The following is a 22,413-nucleotide window of genomic DNA, read 5'->3' as shown; positions in this document are numbered from 1 at the left end:
ATTGTTGAAAAAATATGGGTACGGCAGTATAATTGCATTATGATGCAATGATATCATCGCAGGCGGGAATAAACGTTTAAGGAGGGGCGAGATGAAGAAGGAAAACAGGATTTTGGCGCTTTTACTCTTTGCATTTCTCATGTTTGGCCTTCTGGGCTGTAGCAGCATTGAAGACAAGATTGCTGAAAAGGCTACGGAAAAAATTGTGGAAGGGGCAACCGGAGCCCAGGTAGATGTCGACAAAGGCAGCGTCAAGGTGGAAGGTGAAGGTGGTTCATTTGAAGCTGGCCAGGATATGGATTGGCCGCAGGATGCTATGGGAGACCTGCCTGAACCGAAGGCCGCGGTGACCGGAGTTATCAAAGCCGGTGCGGAGTCCTGCACGGTTACCTTTACTGAGATGGTTTCTGACGATGCCAAGGAATACATCGCGGCACTCACCGAACTCGGCTATAAGGACGGCATGAATATAGCTGACCAGGAAAGCCTAATGCTGGCAGGGACCAAGGATGATGGTTCAAGTGTAAGCTTTATTTATAATATTACAGCAAAAGAGGGCACTGTTACATATACTAAGGCAGCCCAATAACCCGGTTTTAAAAAATTAAATAATTGGATAGCGGATACAATGAACGTCTTTTTTGACGTTCATTGTCATTTTGTTTATTCCGGTTTAAATACCGGAGTTACCTGGAGCCAGCCTTTAACTTTGGCAAACTTGACCAGCTTATCAAAAAGGGAAAGTTCACTGGTGAGGAAATCTACCATTATGTGGCGCAGTGGGTCATTTGTCAAAATGCATCGACTGACCCGCGCAATTTGGTCAATAAAAATCTGACAGCCGTCAAAGACTTGGGCAAAAATAAAACTGTCATTGAATACCATGTCGTTTTCGGCCCTATTGACACTTTTAGGTGGCTGGTAGGGCATCGGAATTCTGTATAGGGACATCTGTTTTTCCAGTACATTCACCTGGTCTTCCAGGAATCTGATTCCATAGGCCAACATTGCCTTTAGTTCCTCATCGTGGGCGAAACTGTGATAGATCCTTGTTTCCTCAAGACACTTATATCTGGCTGTGGTCAAATCCCACAGCATGCCTGCTTCCATGATACTGATGGTAGGCTCAACCGCAGTCTGGGCTTTTCCAAAATGAATATTACCAATCTGCACCATTGTATAATACCCCTTTCCCTAAATTTTATTTGGACCCCACATGAGATATTATACTAATTGGCAGGTGGTATTATTCAGTGATTATAAAAGGGATGCCATCTGGCATCCCTGCATGTTACCTGTCGTGCAAAGGCACATAATCTTTTTGGTTAACTACACTTTTATAAGCAGGACGCATTATCGTCTTAACTGTTACCATTTCCTCTATTCTGTGAGAACACCACCCCGGTACCCGGGCAACCGCAAACAGTGGTGTGCACAGCTCCAGGGGAATGTTTAGCATGCTGTATACGAAACCTGAGTAAAAATCAACATTAATACAGAGATTTTTGTTTGATTTTCTGACCCTTGAAAATACCTTTGGGGCTAAATCTTCAATTGCCAAGTAGAGATTGTACTCATCCACCTTGTTTTTCTCTTCGGCCAGTTCAAAGGCCTTCTGTTTAAGCAGTTCAGCCCTTGGATCAGAAACTGTATAGATGGCATGTCCCAGACCATAAATGAGCCCTGATTTATCAAAGGCTTCCCGGGCCAGAATTTTTTCAAGATACCATTCTATTTCATTCATGTCTTTCCAATCCGAGATATTTTCCTTAATATTTGTCATCATTTGCATTACTTTTATATTTGCCCCGCCGTGCCGGGGACCTTTAAGGGAGCCGACGGCTGCGGCTATGGCCGAGTATGTGTCTGTTCCAGAGGAAGAGACTACACGTGTTGTAAAAGCGGAATTATTTCCTCCGCCATGTTCGGCGTGGAGAACAAGAGACAGGTCCAGAGTGTCGGCTTCTGTCTTGCTGTATTTACCATCCTGGCGAATCATCAGCAGGAAATTCTCTGCCGTCCCCAGCTTCGGGTTAGGCTTGTGAATAAACATACTCTCATTCTTGTGGTAGTGAGCCATTGCCTGATACCCATATGCCGTCATGGTCGGGAATTGTCCGATTAACTCAATACTCTGCCTGAGGACATTTTTCATCCTGGTATCATCGGGGTTGGGATCATAAGAATAGCTGGCCAGGATACTTCGGGCCAGTTTATTCATAATGTCCTTACTGGGCGCCTTGAGAATCATATCCCTGAGAAAACCTTCAGGCAGTATCCTGAACTGGCCAACAAGATCACTGAATTTCTCCAGCTGCTCTGCACTGGGAAGCTCACCGAAAAGCAGCAGGTAACACACCTCTTCGAAACCGTGGCGGGCTTCGTTTTGAAACCCGCTGACCAGGTCACTTACGTTGATACCCCGGTAATTAAGCCGACCCTCAACCGGGATTTTTTCACCTTCATCTATAATGTAGCCGTGAACCTCACCGATTCCTGTCAGGCCAACCAGCACACCTGTCCCATTGCTGTTCCTGAGCCCTTTTTTGACATCATACCGGGCATAATTTTCGCTTCTTATTTTATTGTTCTTTTTGGCCAGTGCTGTGAGCTGGTCAATAAATTCAGAATTATTATTATCTATCATACCATACCTCCGTAATGCTTACTGCTCAATTATCTAAAGTCTATATAAATTCTTCTTTGATGCCGCTGACTCCTCCTTTTTGGGAAAAGATAGTTTCAATTTTCTATTAACTTTATTTACCATAACAGCTAAAGTAAAATAAGTAGTTTCTTTGGAGGAAAAAGCAGCAAAAAGTAGAAAAAATAACATGTCTTGGCGGAACCGTTTAGTGATCCTTTACTTGCCACTTATACCGGGCCTAATGGAATCGAGATTTTAAGTTATCACCCCCAATGGACAGAACAGGAAAAGCTGAAAACAGTTGACGTACCTGCCGGTTTTTGGGCTGAGAGTTCTATCCGTCCCCTTGTTGAAAAGGGTATACTTCAGGGGTATGCTGACGGTTTTGAGCAGGGCTGTGTAAGTTGGGCTGCAGGGCAGGCCGCAATCCTGATTTGCTGCTGGTCTGCGAAATTTAGCAAAAAAGTTAACAATTTGTAAAAAAATTACCGGTTCATCCAATGGCAGGAGGAATTATTGCGATATTGTAGAATATTTCATACTAAGCACTATAGTACTTACTGGCGCTAAAACCCCCGCGTTAAATAACCAAAATATTCCTTCTCAAAAATCGTTTAGAACACTGTCTCAATGGAGACCACAGGTGGTGCAGACTAATGGGCATTTCAAGAAAAACGATACTCATTATAACCGTATTTTCCCTGATAGCATGTGGTTTGATTTATATTTTAGCAGGCGGGTTTGAAGCTGCGGCGGAGCCTGCTGTAAATCCACATGGCAACTATGAGGTTAACTCACTGTGTCATAAATGCCATTCCACTCACAGCTCTTTTGGGTCGTATCTGGTGCTTCAGTCCAGCCAGAAAGAGACCTGTTATTCCTGCCATGATGGAAGCAACTCAAGCCCCAATATCAGGGGGGAGTTTGGTGAGGAAACCATCGGGTCCTCGGTATACTCAGGTACCGGTTCTTTGCACCCTGTACCTACAGGCACCCAAAAATGCAGCAACTGCCATGATCCTCACCTGGCAAACGAAAAGTCAGCTGGCGGGACTGCGGGGCTGTTAGCGGTAGGTGAGGCCGCTTATTCCTCAGGGAATTCCGTATGTGGCGCATGTCACGGCGGCGGGAGCAGTCTGCCTGGCGGGGATATTCTGGCAGATTTTGTCTATACTCCACATGATATAAATATGGACCCGCCGGCCTCGGGGACCGGGATTAAATGTGCCCGCTGCCACCAGCCCCACGGTTCGCCTTATGATATGCTTTTACGGAATACGATAACCGGTCCCAGTGGAGTGGTGTACCAGGTAACCGGGAATAACAATTCCGTTTGTTTTGGCTGCCATACTGATGGTATCGGCGGCTATGCGGGGAGTGCGGTGTTTAATGCGACCTACCATGGTTCTAAGACCTCCTCGACTGTGGCCACGACTACATACAGCGGAACCGAATATGAGGCCACACTCTGCATGAACTGCCACGAACCCCATGGGAAAACAGGTGTCTCGTACTATCGAAGAGCTGAGGGAAATGCGCTTTGTACCACATGTCATGATGACGAGTCAGTTGTTCGTCCTGATAATTATTCTTATCGTGGGATAGAAATATATAATAATACTCCTCATGGCAATATTGACCCCATGGCGATGCAGTATCTTTATACAACCGGTACAGATGGCACCGAAATTTGGCAGGCCTCCGGATCTGTTGAAGAGCAGCCGGTTCCAGAAGAGCCGGGTACTCCGGCCGGTGTCGGTTCCAAAAACAGCATCTCTGTTATAGATTCGGCATTCTGGGTTACTGACCTTGCTGCGGCTCAGGATGAGTACAACTATCAGGTTTACAAATTTCATGTCACCCAGGAAATTGATGACATCAGGCAGCTTAGCGGGAAATGGGTGGGTTACGGTGAACCCACGACAGGCTACCCCACTGAACTGTTTGTCTGGAATGAAAACACACCCGGCTGGGAGGCCCTGGCATCACAGCAACTTGGTTCCCCCGGGACATTTACATGGCAGAGGACATCAGACTTCGACAGATATCTTGATGAAGATAATGATATATATATTCTGGCCCGGGCCAAGCACGACGGGACAGGCCCGGCGGTATCGAGCTGGGGGCCCCGGTTCAATACGACATCGAAATGGGCTGATATAGTCTGGACTACAGATGAGGAGGCTACAACCACAGTAGATTACGGCACAACAACTGCTTATGGGACACAGCTTACTGTTGCCGGGTACAGGACCTCCCATTCAGTGAGGCTGTCAGACCTTGTGGCCGGCCAAACATATTATTATAAGATTACTACTGTGGACAGGCTGGGCAATGAGACAGTTGAAACGAGTTCTTTTGATGCCCGGTGTGGTTCTCCGGTGCTTACGCCGGAGGGGGATCTGGAACAGGACGGTGTCTTTAATTTCAGTGTGACCTTTAACTGGAACGGTGTTCCTGACCTTGACAGTCAGCCATTAACCTATGACATTCAAATCAGCAAGTCTGCAGATTTCAGTTCTTATTCAGAAGAGCCTAATCTCAGTTCCACCAGCTGGTCCACTACCGTAACCCATTCGGGGGGGGTCAATACTTCCAATACCTGGTACTGGAGAGTGAGGGCCAAAGACAGCTACGGCTCGGTATCAGACTGGTCAACCGACAGCTTCACGACTTGGGTCAACTCCTGCCCAATTTTATATACCTGGAATGGTGAGAAATTTGAATATGTTACTGATATTGTGGCAGGGTCAGATGTTGGGCTTGAGATGTCCCCGGGCAAATACAAGACCCCTTATCCGGATGAACAGGTCACAATTTCGGATGACCTTCTTAAAGAAAAAGACGGGTATTATGTCCTTAAAATTAAGAACGAACAAAATGAAGTAGACTTTATTGACAACCTGGTCCTGGAAGCAGTAGACCATCCTGTAGACACCCGTATCGGCCTCAATGACTTTGTCCGGAGAGCGGAACCATATAAGCTGTATACCTACAGTGAAAATCTTAAGCCGGTTAAAAGGGTCACTTATGTCAATAATCCTACCTGGAGCGGCAGCGACGCCGGCGCTCCCATAGATGTGACAGAGCTTGTCAGCAGGATTGACAATAGACACGCTGTCGGCAAGTTATTTGATGATAACCAATTTACTCTCGAACTTGGGGACCTGAGTGATGCTCAGGAAGTCAAGCTTGTGGTGGTTGGCTGGACCGAGTTTGCCACCGCTGCTGACAGGGAGCTAAGGGTGCAGACGGCCGGAGAGGGACTGCAAACGGCGAAGAGCTACGTTGAAGTATTCCAGCCGGACGGTACATGGAAGTCTCAGGAAATAAAGCACATCCCAGGGTATACCAAGACCGCTGTAATCGATCTTACCGGAAAATTTGCAGAGGGTACCAAAGAATATGTGGTCAGGCTCAGGGGATTATACCGGCCCCATCTGGATTTTATCGGGGTTGACACTACCCCGCAGGCAGATACAACTGTAACACCTCTTAGATTGGATAGCGCTGAGCTCAATTATGCCACCCCTGCATCCTACATAAAATTTCCGTCTCCATACTTTGATTATTATGATGGCAGGAGCTTCAACCTCTGGACTCATGAGGGCAGCTTCACCAGGTATGGTGACGTTCTACCCCTGGTCCGGCAGATTGATGATAAGCTGGTAGTTATGGACACAGGTGATGAACTTACAGTATCGTTTAAGGCCCTTCCCCCTCCGGCTGCCGGGATGACCAGGTCCTTTGTCTTAAAGCCCTGGGGATATTATAAGGAATTATCGGAGGCCAAGGTTGAGCCTATGCCTTTCAGGGACATGGACATGTCACTGTACCCTGTTTCGCTGGGGGAATATCCCCAGGAACTGAAGGAATACGTTAAAGAGTGGAATACCAGAGTCCATAAAGCTGGGGACAATTCCGTTCAAAATAACAAAGAAATCCGGACTTACGACCGGGGCCAGTCCGGTATCCTGCAAAGGTTTAAGTTACTGGGTACGAGGGTATTTGACTGGGTGGCAGTCAAGCTGGACAACCTTGCAGGCGGTTTTACAACTGACCGTCCGGCAAATAAGAGTTCTGCCATCTCTTCCAATTCAAAGAGACTTACTGCTAATCCGGTTAATCATTATTCACTGAATACCGATTATGTGGAACTGGAAGTGCGGGCTGTTGACCCGTGGGTTTCGGAGGGCTATTGCGGCAACTGCCATACTCCTCACGGTAAAGCTGATGCCTCCGGAATTCCCTTCCCCAAGCAGCTCCAGATGGGGCAGAGCACTACATGCTTTGGCGGGGGGCTGGGATGTCACAGTGACCCGGATAATTCCGTCCATGGCGTAAACATCTATGAAAAGTTCACCGCCAGTTCCGATCCGCTGTCACATCACAGTGTTGATGCCGCGGAACAAACGGCTCAGGGAACCAAGCTGGATTGTTTTAACTGCCATGAACCACATTTGAATACAGCCACAGAACGGCTGGTAGACCCCGATAACAGGTACAGCCTTTACTCTCTTACCAGCAACATACCTGAATATGTGGATGATTCCGGGAAGGTCTACCTGCGGGTTAGAGCCAAGCATGATGGACAAGAACCGGCATTTACCACAAATCCCTATGTATCTGCTATGGATGAAACCACTGCCAGCATTATCTGGGCTACCAATGAAAAGGTATCGGGTTATTTGGAATATGGTCCTACCACTGCTTACGGGACCAAGGTTAACAAAAATTATCTGGCTACTTCCTTTACCGGAGCCATGTCGGGACTGCAGCTATATACCAACTATCATTACCGGGTTTATGCTGTTGACCCGTCAGGAAACTATGTGCTTTCAGATGACCGGGTACTCGACAGCACCCCTCCGGTGATAAATTCCGGGCCGTCAATTGTTAATTCAACAGGCGCTTCGTTCGATGTCACCTGGACAACCAATGAAAAGGCTTCCCGGTGGGTAGAGTATAATGATACTGTTAATTATGCTGTTTATGGTTTTGCATATTCGGAAGGAACCAACAGCACGCCGGGCACTTCTCACAGTGTTCACCTGAGCGGACTGGTTGCGGGAACGGAATATACTTACCGGCTGACATCACAGGATCTGCGCGGCAACACAACTACCAGTGATAATTTCACCATAATGACAAGCAGATCTCCCGGAGTACCGACTATCTCGACTGTCACTGATTCGGCACCTGATGAATTTAATTTTACATTAGGCTCTGTCTGGAGTACGGTTTATGACCCTGATCCGGGTGATACAGTTGAGTATTATATGCAGGTGAGCACCACCAGTAACTTTACCAATACGATTGGCAATTCCGGCTGGATAAGTACCACCAGCTGGGATATTGCCCAATCATGTGATTATGATGCGGTGATTACTTATTATTTCAGGGTAAAATCCCGGGATAACTGGGGAACTGAATCTGCCTGGTCAACGGCAAAATCAATTACTCATTACGGGCCGCCCAGTTCATGTCCTGTCCTGTATACCTGGAATGGGGAAGGGTTTGAGTTTATTACTGACCTCGCCAGTTCCAATGTGGGACTGGAGAAGGCCCCGGGCCAGTATTCGGTGCCGATTCCGGACCTGCCGGTGATTGTTCCGTGGGGTAAATTGCAGGAAAAAGACGGTCTATATACAATTAAAATCAAAACAGAACGGGACGAAGTCGATTTTATAGACAACCTGGTCCTGCAGGCTGTAGACCATCCGGAGGATACCAGATTAGCTTTAAATGATTTTCAGCGGGAGGACAACCCGCCGGTTATTCATAGTTATGCCAAGGATATTAAACCTGTTAAAAGAGCCACCTATATTAACAATCCCACATATAATGGCGGCCCAAGGTCCAAACCTATTGATATTACTGCAGAGGTAAGTAAAATTGACAACCGGCACGCCAGTGGGACACTGCTTGATGATAATGAGTTTATCTTTGACCTGGGAGATTTAAGTGGCGCCAGGAACATTAAGTTGGTAGCCATTGGCTGGACTGAGTATGCCGATGCCCGGGAACGGGCGCAGCGGGTGGAAAACATTAAAAAGGGGATTAAACCAGCCGCGAGATTATTAGAAATTCTGCAGCCTGATGGCACCTGGAAATCTGAAAAAATTAAGCACTTTTCCGGTTATACCAAGCCGGTAGCTATTGACCTGACAGGGAAATTTCCCAAAGGGACGACAAAATATATAGTCAGGCTCAGAGGCATGTACAGACCACACTTTGATTTTATTGGTGTCGATACGACCCCTGATTCCATTGCCAAAAAAACCAGCCTGAAACCATTGACAGCACAGCTGCAGTTTCGCGGAATGGCAAAGTATACCAAGTTTCCATCGCCATATCACGATTATGATATAGTAACAGACAAAACCCTGGTTCATGAAGGTAGGTTCACCCGTTACGGAGATGTGCTACCACTGGTTAAGAAAATAGATGACAAGATGGTAGCAATGGATACAGGTGATGAGCTTACCGTGACTTTTAAGGCTCTGCCGCCTCCCGCGCCGGGCATGACCAGGACTTTCGTCTTAAAGCCGTGGCAGTATTATAAGGAATATCAGTATGCCAAAACTTATCCTATGCCTTTCCGGGATATGGATATGTCTAAATGGCCTGATTCGTTAGGGGAATATCCCAGGGAGCTGCAGGAATACGTGGCAGAATGGAACACCCGAATTCATGGTGATGCCAATGATATCGCTGAATACCGTTCAAATGAGGACAAATCCGGCATCCTTACCAGGCTTAAGGGATTCCTGGGCGGGATACTGGATGGGCTGCAGGGGTTGTGGGCCAGGTTATTCGGCGGGTCAGATGTCAGGATAGCTGAATCGGTATATCAGGAAATACCATATCAACCCCATTATTATCCGGAAGATTTCCTGGAGCAGCCTCCTGAAGGCCATTATTCATTAAATACAAACTATATTAAGTTACAGGCAGACAAAGGTACTGCGATCAGCGTGTATGATGCGAATTCTGCAGGGTTTGGCATGTGGCAGAGCAGCGCTGAACCTACGCCGTCAGCGCCTGGCAGCCCGGCATCTGATGAATTCTCTGCAGTCCTAAGTGATGATAGTGAGTATTTCACCACTGACTATTATCTGACCCCCAATCAGGATGATGGGGAATACAATTACCAGATGTTTAGGTTTGCCATCAATGAAGACCCGGCAAACCTGTATAGCTTCAACATTTTCTGGAAGGGCTATGGGGAAAACTCTGATGGCTACAATGTTAACTTAGGAGTATGGAACTTTGTTTACTCAAGGTGGGATGATGTTGTTAACCAGAAAATGGGTTCAGAAACCAGTATCAGTATCCCAAAGACGGTTGATATGAAGCCATACTGTAATAAGTGCCACGATGGTGCGGCGCCCCAGGGTGTGGACCTGGGTCCGATAACCAGGAACATTGGTTCTACCTATACCGGTGATATCCATGGCGGCGCCGGCGGTTATCAGACCTACCAGGCGGATTATGGCATTGGGCGTGTTAACGGGACTATTAAGAACCCATATACCCGGGGCAATACGACCTTGCAGTGCTATGACTGCCACGACCTGCACGGTTCAGAAAGTCTCTATCACCTGAAGGATAATCCCAATGGGCAGACACCGGGGAAAATTTCCGGTACCGGCTTGGCCAATAACACTGAGTTTCTTGGTTTTTGCCAGAGCTGCCATGCCGGAACTCTGTACAATTTCCATCAGGGATGCCTGGGGTGTCACCGGGAGGACCATGGGGACAGCAATCCGCCGATGGCAGATGATTTTGGCAGGGCGTGTGCCAGCTGCCATTATCATGGCGCTACCTATCCGGCACATACTTCCGGATGTGACCACTGTTACCTTGGCCAGCCGGTTAAAGCCTTTTAAAAACTCCGTGAGGAGGTATATCCATGAAAAAAAGGTCTGTTATCATTAGAATGATTCTTGTAACCACCCTGCTGACCGCAATGGCGGTTTACGCGTGGCAGCATGAGGGCCAGGCAGCCTCTCCCGGAAAAGAGAAGTACAGGGTTGGACAGAGGGATATTATCATCGGGGACGATGGCAATACAATTGCCGGGGACTATGTTGACCCCACCTCTAAAGGCGGCGGTGTCAAAACCATTTATCTGGCCTTTACCTGTGTCAGCAATAAACCACTCTTTAATGAAATCATACCTGCTTTTAAAGAATACTGGTATCAGAAAACAGGAGAGCAGGTAAGGTTTGAGGCCGGTTATTCCACACTGGACTTTGATAAGATTGCCACCAAGGTTAATGGGGAATCGGCTCATGTACTTATTTCGACTTCAGCTCATGACTCTATCAGAAGAGGTTATGAAACCACCAGGTGGCAGAAGGAAGCCAACCGTGGCGTTGTATACAGTACCCCTGTTGTTTTTCTGGTGCGCCAGGGAAATCCCAAGGGAATTTATACTTATGAGGATCTGACGCGACCGGAGGTAATGGTCGTTCACCCCAATCCAATAAATGCAGCAGGTTTCTGGCCTGTTTACGGTATCTATGGTTCAGCGCTCAAGGGTTCTGAGGTGGAAACCGGTCGCAGGGACAAGCAGGCTGCCCTGGAATTACTCCGGAAGGTGGAGCAAAATACTGTATATAATTCGAGTACTTCACTCGGAGCCGGAATTCAGTTTCTGGAACATGAAGTCGGTGATGTTCTCCTCTGGTTTGAGAGCAGGGCCCTTACTACAGCCAGAAAAGATGATTCAGTGGAAATGGTTATCCCGCCAAATACGGTGATGGCAGACCTGACAGTGTATAAGATGAAAAAAATCAAGAATGAGGAATATGAAGCGCTGATCAACGAGTTTATTGATTTTCTGTTTACCGCAGATTCCCAGAATAGCTTTGCCAAGTTCGGCTTCCGTCCTTCCGATGAAAAAGTACTGAAAAAACACAAAGAATTCATCTCTTTGGAAAATTCCTTTCCTGTAGACTACCTGGGTAATGCTACCCAGCTAAAAAAAGAGCTGGTCCTTGATAAGTGGGTCAAAATAAACAATGCCAGGAAAGGTCCGAAAAACACCCCGAGATATGATATCGAGGCTATTGGAGAAGTTACAGAAGATGTTTATGCCGGTTCGGGACAGGAGTAGTCTGTGGCTGCAGAAATAGTGGACTGGAGGGGAATATGGCTGTAAAGCGGCATCTGGTAAAAGTATGGACTTTAGCCAAATCCAAGGTTCTGGCAATAGTGTTAATTTTCATCATCTCTGCTGCAGTTACTGTGGATGCCTTTGAACTGATGGGCCGCTGGGACCCTTCAACTGTTCCCCAGACCGGAAACGTATTCCGCTATTGGTGGTTTAAGGCATTAGCGGCTGTCCTGTTGGTTAATCTTGCAGTATGTACAGCAGACAGGTTCATCAGGCAGCTTAGATCAAAAGGCAGAGTTTTGAGCCGTTGGGGTTCGGTGGTATTTCACGCCGGCTTGGCAGTGATAATTGTTGGGACCCTGGTTAGCGGTTCTTACCGGACATATTGTACGATTAAACTGATTGAAGGTGACACCAAACAGATACCTTACCGGGCATTGATTGCTGAGGAGCAGTCTACCCGCGGCCTGGCAGCGGATATCAACATTCGCGCCGGCGAACCGGATATCAGCTTTACTCTGGACAAACAAGAGATGACATTTAATAATTCAGGGGGAATCAAAGAGATATTATCACACCTGACCATATCTGATAAAACCGGTCCTGACAGGGGTTACGGTGTGGCTGATTTGGAACAGTTTTCCTACCGGGGCCTGTATATGTTTCCCAATGCCTATGGCTATGCGGTAATAATTAGCGCCAGGAGCAGTGAGGGGAAAACAGAGAAGATTACTATACCATTACAGACCAAAGAGTTTTCAGATGGTATCAGGTCTTATTCCGCAAAAAACCTGCAGATAGCTTCTTTACCCAACCTTTTGTCCGTGAACTTCTACACTGATATAGCTGTTGACGGAAAAGCCGCAAAATCGATTAACAGGTCAAACCGGTTGGAAAACCCCGGACTGTTTATTACGGCGAGCAATAATAATGAGATTATGGCACAGGAAATCGTGCCTCTGGGAGGAACTGTCCAACTTGGCGGTTACACCCTGACTTTTGAGCAGGTAAAACCCTGGACGGAATTGCTGGCGGTTTATGACCCGGGAGCTAACCCGGTATTTGCCGGAATTATTATGGCCATTTCCGGACTCTCAATCGTCATGTTAAGCCGGCCATTTCCCGCTGTGAAGAGCCGAAGTATGTAAGACCGGAAAAGGAGAAATATTATGAGTAGTGTAGAGACTCAGTTGGTATTGTTATGGTTAGCAGTCAGCTTTTGTTTTTTGGCCACAGTTTGTTTTTTCAGCGCCCTGAGTTTTAAAAAGGAACAGCTGCAGAACTACGGGGTTACCTGTGCCCATATTGCTATTTTGCCGATGGCGGCAGCCTTGGTCCTGCGCTGGATACAAACCGGACATGTCCCCAGTATTGGGGCTTATGAAGTGTACACCATATATGCCGGAGGGGTCCTTTTATTTTATAATGTTATTCAATTTTGGAAACCAAAGGTTACCATTGCCGGGACTGTAGTCCTGCCTGTGGTGACCCTGATGACCGGGATCGGTGTGATGAGTTCAACTGAGCTTACTGAACTGCCCAAGACTTATTTCACCTACTGGCTGGGAATTCACATGCTGTTTGCCACTCTGGCTCTTGGCGGAGTCCTGGTAGCCGCTGGTTTGAGTATTGCCTACCTGATTAAGGGGCGGCAGGAAGCAGGAGGCAGAGTCAATCCTTTACTGGAAAAACTGCCGGATTTGGACAGGCTGGACTACATGGGCCACCGGATTACCCTTTTTGCGTTTCTGATGATTGGCATTATGATTGCCTCAGGAGCGGTATGGGCTTATAAGTCATGGGGCCGTTACTGGGGCTGGGATCCTATCGAAACGTGGTCTCTGATCAGCTGGCTGGTTTATGGACTTTACCTGCATTTAAGATTAACCGGCATCAAAGGGAAGCTGGCTTCCTGGCTGCATATAGCTGTAATTGCTGTTGTGGTGTTTTCATTTTATGGTGCGCCGTATCTGTACCCAACTATTCACGACAGGTTTGTTGATGCCAATAGCATATACCTGCAGGGGTCAGACTAAAAGGGGGATTGCAGCATGGGAGAAAATCCTGTGGCCAGAGAAGATCTGGACAGAGAGATTCTCGATTTTATAGAAAAGGGTATCGGCTATCATGATGAAGAGATGTTTAATAATCTGGCATTAAAGGAGTTTAATCATCAGTATTATGGAAACCAAATATATCAAAACCTGTGCCGGTCCAAGGGGGTTAGCCCTGGGGCCGTTATTCACTGGTCAGAGATACCACCACTGCCCACAAATGCATTCAAGGAGGCCGTGATTGCATCATTTCCTCTGTCTGAGACCGAGCTTTCCCTTTTGACCAGCGGTACTACTGATCCACATGCCAGAGGTAAGATATACAGGGATAAAAACAGCCTTGAGATGATTAAACGCTGTAATTATATGCTTACCAAGGAGTTCGTTTTTCCTGATGTTGAGCGGATGCGAATAATGCTTTTAGTGCCGTCTCCTAAGGCAGCTCCGGGTATGCCCATGGCTTATGGTCTGGAACAGGCAAAGAATGAATTTGGGACGGCAGACAGTAAGTACTATATAACGCCAAATGGTCTGGAAGTATCTGAACTGATATCAGACCTCAGGGAGGCAGAGGAAAAGGGCGATCCTATATGTGTGATGGGGGCTACTTCAGGATTTGTGTTTTTTTACAACCAATGCTCTGAACAGGGAATTCGTTTTGCACTGCCACCCGGAAGCCGGGTATGTGACGGCGGCGGCTATCAGGGCACTTTTGGCGATTGTTCCCGGGAACGGTTTTACCAGGTGGTCAATGATCTGCTGGGAATCCCTGCACACTTCTGTGTAAATACTCTGGGCATGGGTGAGAGTGGGACAAATTATTTTGACAATGTACTTCGGGACTACCTGGATGGGATAACCGCAGGGGAGCGCTATAAATGTGACCTGCCCTGGACCAGGACGATAGTTGTGGGAATTAGGACCGGTCAGCGCATGCCCAAAGGGGAACTGGGCCTTATCAGGCATTATGACCTGACCAACAGGGCAACCGTTTTGGCTGTGCAGACCGACAATATAGGTTACGAAACAGAACGGGGCTTTGAAATACTGGGGCGTTCCGTAAACGTCCCGGGTTATGATCTCCAGCTGCCCGGAGGAACCCTGAAAGACTGGATCCTGGGCACTGGCGGCGGGCACCCCTGTTCCACAGTGGCAGACGGGATGATAAGGATGAAAGAGCAATGAAAATAACTATAATTTTTGCCAGGTATCCGTTTTCGGAACGGTCTCCGGTACTCCCGCCAATACTGGAATATCTGGCGGCGCTTACCCTTCAGGCTGACCCGTCGGCTGAAGTTGAGCTGATTGATGCCAATAAGACCCCGGTTAATCCGGCACAACTGAACACCGACCTTGTAGCTGTCAGCACGATGACAGTCACCGCCCCCTGGGCATACCGCTTTGCTGATGAATGCCGCCTGAGGGGGCTTCGCGTGGTAATGGGAGGGATTCACCCCACAATTCTTCCCGGAGAGGCAGCGAGTCATGCCGATGCTGTGGTTATCGGAGAGGCCGAGTCTGTTTGGCCGGAGTTGCTGGGCGATGCCAAAGCAGGAAAACTCAAAGGCATTTACCGGGGCCGGAAGATGGCGCTGGAGGGTATTCCTATTCCCTATGACAGTGATCTGAAAAGGGACTACCGGTTCCGGGCTTTTTTTACCATGAGGGGCTGCCCATATAGCTGCAGGTTCTGCAGCGTACCCGGCGTTTACGGTAAATCAATGCGCTATCGCCCGGTTTATGAAGCTGCTGCAGAGATAGAATCACGTGCGGGTAAAATATGGTTTAACGGTGATGACAATATCTGGGGTGGGGACATTAAGAGAAATTTAAACCTGTTTGAGGAATTGTCACAGGGTACGAAGAAGCGCTGGTACGGATTTGGGGATTTGAAAACCGTTCAGCAGGATTATGGTGACCGCTTACTTGCTGCGGCAGGGAGAAGCGGGCTTTTTTCAGTAATGGCCGGGTGGGAGAGCAATTCTGAGGCCGGGTTGAGATACTTCGGGGCGGCGGGTAAGCAGGGCTCGGACAGGGTCGAAGCTATTAAGCGCATCCAAAGCCATGGCATATATGTTGTCCTTTTTGTAGTAGTGGGCGGCAGGTATGATGACATTGAAAGCTTTAGAAGAACTCTGGAGATTGCCGACTCCCTGAATGTGGGCATCCATCCGATTCTGCTGATGCCTCTTCCCGGGACCGAACTTTTTGAAGAATACCGGGATTATCTGCTGCCGGGACAGGGATGGGAGTCTTTCACCGGTATCAATGCTGTATTTGAGCATCCTGATCCCAAAATGACGGCGTTCAGACGGGAAGAGGAATACCACCGGCTGCGCCGCGAGCTCTACAGCTTGAGAAGAGTGGTTAAGAGAATTTCCAGGATACCTCTGAAAGGTTTCCCGTCAACCCATTTGCTCAGTTTTATGAAGGAAATTGGCATGCATCTGGAAATGAAGAAGGCTCAAAATGCATGGCAGAAAAAATCTTTACATATGTAAAACATTATTATTGATTTCTGCAGGTTTGATTGGTATAATTATTTACAGACGTAAACAGTTTACATTAGTAACATGTTTACATTAGTAATATATTTACATTGGTAATGTGTTTACATTAGTAACATATTAACATGGGTAGGTTTTTTTAGTCACCAAAATGATGAAGCAGGTGAAATAAATGTATCCATATCAGGAATTCAGCGAACTCTTCCCCCAGGTAATGGTTTATATGGGACCTAAGATTTACGGGGATGCTGATATTACCGCACAGCAGTTTCGGGTCCTGCGCATAATTGGCCGCGGGTCGGTGACTGTAGGGGAAATATCAAACCATATCAACAGTAAGCTGTCAGCTGCTGCCAGACTTCTCCGGAGGATGGAGATTAAAGGCTGGATAGTAAAGAGACAGGATGAACAAGACCGGCGGGTTTTTTGGCTGGAGCTGACTTCCGAAGGCAGAAAATTTATGGAAACACTTGGCAGGCGCAGGGACAGGGTTATTGAAGAGATGTTTGAGAGATTGTCTCCGGAAGAACAGGAAACCATTGTCAGGGGAATAAAACTGCTGCTTAAATCCCTGGCTGAGGAATAACGGGGTTTAAGCCCTGCTTTTGGGACAAAATAAAGTTAATTTTACAAACAAATGACGAGGAGGCACAGTAATGCAGAATGACCGATTTTTAAAGGCATGCAGGAGAGAAGAGGTTGATTGTACTCCGGTTTGGCTGATGAGGCAGGCTGGGCGCTATCTGCCTGAATATATGGAAATCAGACAGAAATATGACTTTCTGACGATGTGTAAGACACCGGACCTGGCCGCTGAAGTTACCCTGCAGCCGGTAAACAGGCTGGGTGTAGATGCCGCAATACTATTTGCGGATATTTTGCTGCCCCTTGAGGGGATGGGAATTGAACTGGCTTTTGCCAAAAATGAAGGACCGGTGATTTCCAATCCTGTCAGGACCAAAGACGATGTTGATAAGATTCGTATTCTTGAAGCTGAAGAGGCGACTCCATACGTTTTGGATGCCATACGCTTAATTCGTAAGGAACTTGAGGGAAGGGTCCCCCTGATTGGTTTTTCGGGGGCGCCGTTTACTATAGCCAGCTACATCATCGAGGGCGGCGGTTCCAAGGACTACAAAAATTGCAAGTCAATGATGTGGCAGGCCCCTGATGTATGGGATTCCCTGATGAAAAAAATCTCGGAAGTCTTGCTGAAGTATCTCAAAGCCCAGATAAAGGCAGGGGCCCAGGCTGTACAAATGTTTGATTCATGGGTAGGAGCGCTTTCACCGGACGATTATGAGCAGTATGTGCTGCCACATTCAAAATATGTCCTGGACGGACTGCGGGATGAGGGAGTTCCGGTAATTCATTTTGCCAACAATGCCTCCTCAATGCTGGAGCTGGTTGCTGCGGCGGGAGGGGATGTGATTGGCCTTGACTGGAGAATAAACCTTGATGATGCCTGGAAACGGGTGGGTTATGACCGGGGAGTACAGGGGAATCTTGACCCCTTTACACTGTTTGCTCCTCCCAGCGTAATTGAAGAAAAGGTCAGGAAGATACTTGATATGGCCGGTAACAGACCCGGACATATATTTAACCTGGGCCATGGAATAAATAAGGAAACTCCTGTTGAACATGCTATTGCCCTTGTGGAGGCAGTTCATAAGTACAGCCGCCGTTAAGGAACGCAGATGAGGAGGGATTAGGTTGAGTGTCAGTCCCATAGGTGTGCTGCTCATGGCCTTCGGGGGCCCGGATGCCCCTGAAGCTATCGAGCCGTTTATGAAAAACTTAATGGGAGGCAGGACGCCTCCGCCTGAGCTGGTGGAAAAGGTCAAAGCCCGTTACCGGTTGATTGGTGGTCATTCTCCACTACCTGAAATAACCCGGGAACAGGCCAGGGGACTGGAGAAATACCTCTGTGCCGGCAACAGAAATTACCGGGTGACAGTTGGTATGTGTCATTGGCATCCCTTTATCAGGGAAGGCCTTGCAGAATTGATTGACAGCGGGGTAGAGAAGATTATTGCGGTCAGCCTTGCACCTTTTTTCTCAAAAGTTAGTACCGGCGCCTACCAAGATGAACTGGACAAGGCAATTTCCGAAATCAAAAGCAGCCTGCCGGAGGGAGCAAGGTTTCCGGAGACCGTGGTGGCAGGGCCGCTGTACGCCAACAGGCTGTTTATAGATGCAGCTGCCGAGAGGGTTATTCAGGGTCTGGAACACTTCCCCGAAGAGCAAAGGGCAGATATTCCGGTCATCTTCAGCGCCCATTCACTGCCTGTAGAATATATCAGAGGCGGCGATCCCTATGTCGCTCAGTTTGATTCCGCAGTGAAGCAGGTTGTGGAGAAGCTTCATCTCAGCAATTGGCAAACTGCATACCAAAGCAAGGGAGGCGGCCGCGGGGAATGGCTGGGCCCCATGGTGGAAGATGTCATGGAACGCCTCCGGGAAAATGGGGCCAGAGATGTCATGGTAGTACCAATCGGGTTTGTTTCCGACCACATTGAGACCCTTTATGATATTGACATAGCCCAAAAAAAACACGCCCAATCAATTGGGCTTAATTTCCACAGGTCAGCTGCGTTGAACACCGCAGAACTCTTCATCAGGGCTATGGCAGATATAGTGTTGAGGGAGTTGGACAGCAAAGAACATCACTAAGAAAACGGGGTGGTTGAGCATGAAAAAGGTAGTTGTAATCGGTGGCGGAATCACCGGACTGTCAGCTGCATATATGCTGCAGAAGGCGCTGGAGTCCGGAGAAAAGGTGGATTATCTCCTTGTTGAAAAAGATAATCGCCTGGGCGGTAAAATCTGGACCGAGCAGATTGACGGATATACAGTGGAAGGCGGGCCGGACTGTTTCCTGGCAGATAAACCCGGCTGTTTCGATATGGCCAGGGAGACAGGGATAGAAGACCGCATCATGGGCAGTAATGAGGCCAGCAAGCGGACTTATGTTTTTGCCAATAAAAGGCTGAATAGGCTTCCCGATGGGCTGATGGGTCTGGTCCCCACCAAACTGGTACCTTTTGCCCTGAGTCCGTTAATTTCCTGGCCAGGTAAAATACGTATGGCCTTTGACTTCTTTATCCCCAAAAAACAGACAGATGGGGATGAGACCCTGGGCAGTTTTGTTAACCGCCGGCTGGGTAAAGAGGCGCTGGATAAAATAGCAGAGCCTCTAATCGGGGGGATTCATGCCGGGGATCCTGACAAGATGAGCCTCAAGGCAACCTTCCCCAGGTTTATTCAGATGGAACAGAACTACGGAAGCCTTCTCAGGGCAATGCTGGCAGCTCGTGGAAAGATGCCAAAACCCAAGCCGCCGGAGCCCGGAAAGCCGAAAAAAACCTTTTTCATGACTTTTGTCGGAGGCATGGGGGAGCTGACCGATACAATGGCGGCAAAACTGGAGCCTAACAAGATTCTTACCGGAAAAACCGTCACCCACATTGAGCAGAAAACCGGCGGTGGGTACATGATTCATATAGACGGCATGGAACCGGTTGCTGCCGATGCCGTAATCGTAACCGCACCGGCTCATGAGGCAGCCAAAGTGGTAGAAGATATGGATAAAGCCATGTCAGATAATCTGGCAGGAATCCCTCAGGCTACATCGGCTACTGTGAACCTAGCCTTTAGGCGTTCTGATGTAGGTTCATCCCTGGAAGCCTTTGGATTTATCGTGCCTATCTCGGAGAAAAGGAAAATCAAGGCCGGAACTTATAGCTCAACAAAGTGGGACTACCGTACCCCGGATAAGGAGCATGTACTCATCAGGGCTTTTGTTGGCGGGGCCATGAACCAGGAATTGGTGTTTCAGGATGATGAAACCTTGCTAAAGATGGTGCTTGATGAATTGAAGGATATTATCGGTCTTACTGCTGCCCCTGTAATGCACAAAATTTTCCGGTGGGTCAAGGGTATGCCTCAATATACAATAGGCCATCTGGACAGGGTGGCTGCTATTGAAGCCAGGGCTGCAGCCAATCCCGGGTTTTTTGTGGCCGGCGGCTCCTACCGGGGAGTAGGTGTCCCGGATTGTATCAATGTGGGGAAAAAGGCAGCTCAAGGGGCTTTGGAATACCTTGGTATTTAATAACATCAGAGATAGGGGTAGCTTAGTTCCTTCTTTCGGAACTACAGCTGCCCCGATTTTTTTTGGAAAAAAAGACAAGGCGGCAGAACTATTTAAAATACCGCTTTATCATATAATACCGGTTGTCCCTTGAAAGCCGCTTTTTGAGCCCTGAAAGCGGTATTTTAAACCAAAATGTATGGAAACATATGGGTTATGTAGTAAAATATTGGCATGCAAAGTAACGTGAAAGGAGGTGGAAAAGTGAACAAGCGATTTACCAAGGCAATAACATTGCTCCTAACTATACTTCTGCTCCTGTCAATTTTCTCTATTTCCACATCATCGTTTGCTGCCCCTGAAAAGAACTCTCATGAAAAAATCTCTGCTGAATTGGCCGGCAAAATTGACGAAAGTCCTGATTCCGTAATCCCCGTAATAATTCAGACACAGCAGGGTTTGCAGCAAAAGCATAAAACCTGGGTGCAGCAGAGGGGCGGCCAAATAAGGCATAACCTCTCCATAATCAAGGGTTTCTCTGCTGATTTACCTGCTGCAGCCATCGAAAAAATGGCTCAGGATAATGACGTCATCAAAATCACCTATGACGCTGAAGTCCAAACCTGTCTGGATACTGCAGTCCCCGCAATTAATGCACCTGCTGCCTGGGAAGCAGGGTTAACGGGTCAAGGGGTTACCGTAGCTGTTATCGACACCGGGATTTATCCGCATCCGGACCTGGTTGAGCCCAATAACCGGATAATAGGATTCAAAGATTTTGTGAAGAAAAAGACCTCTCCTTATGATGATTGCGGCCATGGTACTCATGTGGCAGGCATTATAGCGGGAAATGGGACAGAATCTGGCGGGCAATATAAGGGAGTGGCGCCGGAAGCTGATTTGGTAGGTGTCAAGGTACTGAACGCGAAAGGCAGCGGCCCGATTAGCAACGTAATTGCCGGAGTTCAGTGGGTAGTACAGAACAAGGCGGTATACAATATCAAGGTTGTTAACCTGTCCCTTGGCGCTGTGGCTAAAGAATCTTACACTACAGACCCAATGAGTCAGGCCGTTGAAGCAGCCTGGGATGCCGGACTGGTGGTAGTGGCAGCTGCCGGAAACAGCGGACCGGAACCGGGGACCATAGGCACACCGGGAATCAACCCAAGGATAATTACTGTGGGAGCAGCAGATGACCTGGGAACGATCGATATGGGGGATGATGTTATCGCCGAGTTTTCCAGCCGCGGGCCAACCATTGATGGATTAAGCAAACCTGATTTGGCTGCTCCGGGAGTTGGGATCACGTCTCTGGCTGCAGATACGTCATATTTACCCAAAAAGAATATTAATTCTGGCGGTAAACCCAAAGCCGCCTCAATGGCAAAAACGCCGGTAAAACCTGCGCAAGCTGCTATATCTGAATACTATATTACCGCTTCGGGGACATCTATGGCAACTCCGGTGGTATCAGGAACCGCTGCCTTGCTTTTGGAACAGAATCCTGACTGGATGCCTGATGAGGTGAAAGAGCAGGTAGTGAGTAATGCGGTGGATTTAGGATTTGAGGCTGACGCGCAGGGGGCGGGAGAAATTCTATTTTGAGAGAATTACAATCTAAAAAGGGGTAGATATGTTCTTCCGGCGGGCAACGTCTCCGCCGGCATCCACTCCCGCTTCGCGGGTCGTGGGCCGGGCGGACGACAGACACCGCCTTTCAGAACACATCTACCCCTATCTTGATAATAGATATCCCGGAAATAGAATTTGCCTTAAGTAAATGGGGCACCCTTTCATTTTATTTAAGAGGTGAGGGAGTGGCTGATGTGTTTCTTGAACAGTGCGCTGTGTCATAGGTTTCTGTTTTTCTACAAAAAAGCCTTTGCGACTATCTTGCAAAGGCTTTAACTTCAATGTTTGGTGCGGTCGATGAATCCATACGATTAAAGGAAAAAAAATTTCAATCATTGGTTTCGGAAATGACCGTG

At 47.8% G+C, this 22,413-nt stretch carries 15 protein-coding genes; 13 read left to right on the top strand and 2 right to left on the bottom strand.

The features are described from left to right. Positions 1-91: 91 nt before the first annotated feature. The gene (locus Ga0451573_RS07100; protein ID WP_231683193.1) at positions 92-589 is read left to right on the top strand and encodes a hypothetical protein; all 498 of its coding nucleotides are present in this window, start codon (positions 92-94) and stop codon (positions 587-589) included. A 74-nt stretch (positions 590-663) separates the two neighbouring features. Here Ga0451573_RS07100 and Ga0451573_RS07095 read toward each other — a convergent pair whose 3' ends face one another. Together Ga0451573_RS07095 and Ga0451573_RS07090 are read right to left on the bottom strand one after the other, a co-directional pair. Then, on the bottom strand, positions 664-1,176 hold the full coding sequence (locus Ga0451573_RS07095) for a DUF3231 family protein (protein ID WP_231683192.1): 513 nt from the start codon (positions 1,174-1,176) through the stop codon (positions 664-666). A 115-nt stretch (positions 1,177-1,291) separates the two neighbouring features. Beyond that, entirely contained in the window at positions 1,292-2,647 is a 1,356-nt protein-coding gene (locus Ga0451573_RS07090; protein ID WP_231683191.1) for a citrate/2-methylcitrate synthase, read from the bottom strand. Positions 2,648-2,839: 192 nt separating this feature from the next. Here Ga0451573_RS07090 and Ga0451573_RS07085 point away from each other — a divergent pair, with 192 nt between their 5' ends. From Ga0451573_RS07085 to Ga0451573_RS07030, 12 genes are all read left to right on the top strand, one after another. Next, on the top strand, positions 2,840-3,127 hold the full coding sequence (locus Ga0451573_RS07085; protein WP_231683190.1) for a hypothetical protein: 288 nt from the start codon (positions 2,840-2,842) through the stop codon (positions 3,125-3,127). 176 nt (positions 3,128-3,303) lie between these two features. Continuing rightward, a complete protein-coding gene (locus Ga0451573_RS07080) occupies positions 3,304-10,539 on the top strand; it encodes a cytochrome c3 family protein (RefSeq protein ID WP_231683189.1) in 7,236 nt (2,411 codons plus the stop codon). Positions 10,540-10,562: 23 nt separating this feature from the next. After that, the gene (locus Ga0451573_RS07075) at positions 10,563-11,771 is read left to right on the top strand and encodes a substrate-binding domain-containing protein (protein ID WP_231683188.1); all 1,209 of its coding nucleotides are present in this window, start codon (positions 10,563-10,565) and stop codon (positions 11,769-11,771) included. Positions 11,772-11,806: 35 nt separating this feature from the next. Next, positions 11,807-12,919: a cytochrome c biogenesis protein ResB gene (locus tag Ga0451573_RS07070; RefSeq protein WP_231683187.1), complete on the top strand. Its 1,113-nt coding sequence runs from the start codon at positions 11,807-11,809 to the stop codon at positions 12,917-12,919. Between the two features lie 21 nt (positions 12,920-12,940). Next, positions 12,941-13,807, top strand: a complete 867-nt coding sequence (locus Ga0451573_RS07065; protein WP_231683186.1) for a cytochrome c biogenesis protein — start codon at positions 12,941-12,943, stop codon at positions 13,805-13,807. Between the two features lie 15 nt (positions 13,808-13,822). After that, positions 13,823-15,010: a LuxE/PaaK family acyltransferase gene (locus tag Ga0451573_RS07060; RefSeq protein WP_231683185.1), complete on the top strand. Its 1,188-nt coding sequence runs from the start codon at positions 13,823-13,825 to the stop codon at positions 15,008-15,010. Then, entirely contained in the window at positions 15,007-16,326 is a 1,320-nt protein-coding gene (locus tag Ga0451573_RS07055) for a B12-binding domain-containing radical SAM protein (RefSeq protein WP_231683184.1), read from the top strand. Before Ga0451573_RS07060 ends, Ga0451573_RS07055 begins: the two co-directional genes overlap by 4 nt. Positions 16,327-16,504: 178 nt before the next feature. Beyond that, positions 16,505-16,918 (top strand): MarR family winged helix-turn-helix transcriptional regulator, encoded by a 414-nt coding sequence (locus tag Ga0451573_RS07050; RefSeq protein WP_231683183.1) that lies wholly within the window; start codon positions 16,505-16,507, stop codon positions 16,916-16,918. Between the two features lie 70 nt (positions 16,919-16,988). After that, positions 16,989-18,020 (top strand): uroporphyrinogen decarboxylase, encoded by a 1,032-nt coding sequence (hemE, locus tag Ga0451573_RS07045; protein ID WP_231683182.1) that lies wholly within the window; start codon positions 16,989-16,991, stop codon positions 18,018-18,020. A 25-nt stretch (positions 18,021-18,045) separates the two neighbouring features. Then, positions 18,046-19,005: a ferrochelatase gene (hemH, locus tag Ga0451573_RS07040; protein ID WP_231683181.1), complete on the top strand. Its 960-nt coding sequence runs from the start codon at positions 18,046-18,048 to the stop codon at positions 19,003-19,005. A gap of 19 nt (positions 19,006-19,024) precedes the next feature. After that, positions 19,025-20,446, top strand: a complete 1,422-nt coding sequence (gene hemG, locus Ga0451573_RS07035; protein ID WP_231683180.1) for a protoporphyrinogen oxidase — start codon at positions 19,025-19,027, stop codon at positions 20,444-20,446. A 243-nt stretch (positions 20,447-20,689) separates the two neighbouring features. After that, on the top strand, positions 20,690-22,030 hold the full coding sequence (locus tag Ga0451573_RS07030; protein ID WP_231683179.1) for a S8 family peptidase: 1,341 nt from the start codon (positions 20,690-20,692) through the stop codon (positions 22,028-22,030). Positions 22,031-22,413: the final 383 nt, after the last annotated feature.

Origin of the sequence: Phosphitispora fastidiosa, from assembly GCF_019008365.1 — a bacterium.
Classification (GTDB): domain Bacteria; phylum Bacillota; class Thermincolia; order Thermincolales; family UBA2595; genus Phosphitispora; species Phosphitispora fastidiosa.
Note: the sequence above shows the minus strand (reverse complement) of the source record. Positions and strands in the feature narration are given on the sequence as shown.

What these genes read in the sequence shown, in the direction of transcription:
- Ga0451573_RS07100 (WP_231683193.1), top strand. Translation starts at nt 92, where the DNA reads ATGAAGAAGGAAAACAGGATTTTGGCGCTTTTACTCTTTGCATTTCTC.
- Ga0451573_RS07095 (WP_231683192.1), bottom strand. Translation starts at nt 1,176, where the DNA reads ATGGTGCAGATTGGTAATATTCATTTTGGAAAAGCCCAGACTGCGGTT.
- Ga0451573_RS07090 (WP_231683191.1), bottom strand. Translation starts at nt 2,647, where the DNA reads ATGATAGATAATAATAATTCTGAATTTATTGACCAGCTCACAGCACTG.
- Ga0451573_RS07080 (WP_231683189.1), top strand. Translation starts at nt 3,304, where the DNA reads ATGGGCATTTCAAGAAAAACGATACTCATTATAACCGTATTTTCCCTG.
- Ga0451573_RS07075 (WP_231683188.1), top strand. Translation starts at nt 10,563, where the DNA reads ATGAAAAAAAGGTCTGTTATCATTAGAATGATTCTTGTAACCACCCTG.
- Ga0451573_RS07070 (WP_231683187.1), top strand. Translation starts at nt 11,807, where the DNA reads ATGGCTGTAAAGCGGCATCTGGTAAAAGTATGGACTTTAGCCAAATCC.
- Ga0451573_RS07065 (WP_231683186.1), top strand. Translation starts at nt 12,941, where the DNA reads ATGAGTAGTGTAGAGACTCAGTTGGTATTGTTATGGTTAGCAGTCAGC.
- Ga0451573_RS07060 (WP_231683185.1), top strand. Translation starts at nt 13,823, where the DNA reads ATGGGAGAAAATCCTGTGGCCAGAGAAGATCTGGACAGAGAGATTCTC.
- Ga0451573_RS07055 (WP_231683184.1), top strand. Translation starts at nt 15,007, where the DNA reads ATGAAAATAACTATAATTTTTGCCAGGTATCCGTTTTCGGAACGGTCT.
- Ga0451573_RS07050 (WP_231683183.1), top strand. Translation starts at nt 16,505, where the DNA reads ATGTATCCATATCAGGAATTCAGCGAACTCTTCCCCCAGGTAATGGTT.
- hemE (WP_231683182.1), top strand. Translation starts at nt 16,989, where the DNA reads ATGCAGAATGACCGATTTTTAAAGGCATGCAGGAGAGAAGAGGTTGAT.
- hemG (WP_231683180.1), top strand. Translation starts at nt 19,025, where the DNA reads ATGAAAAAGGTAGTTGTAATCGGTGGCGGAATCACCGGACTGTCAGCT.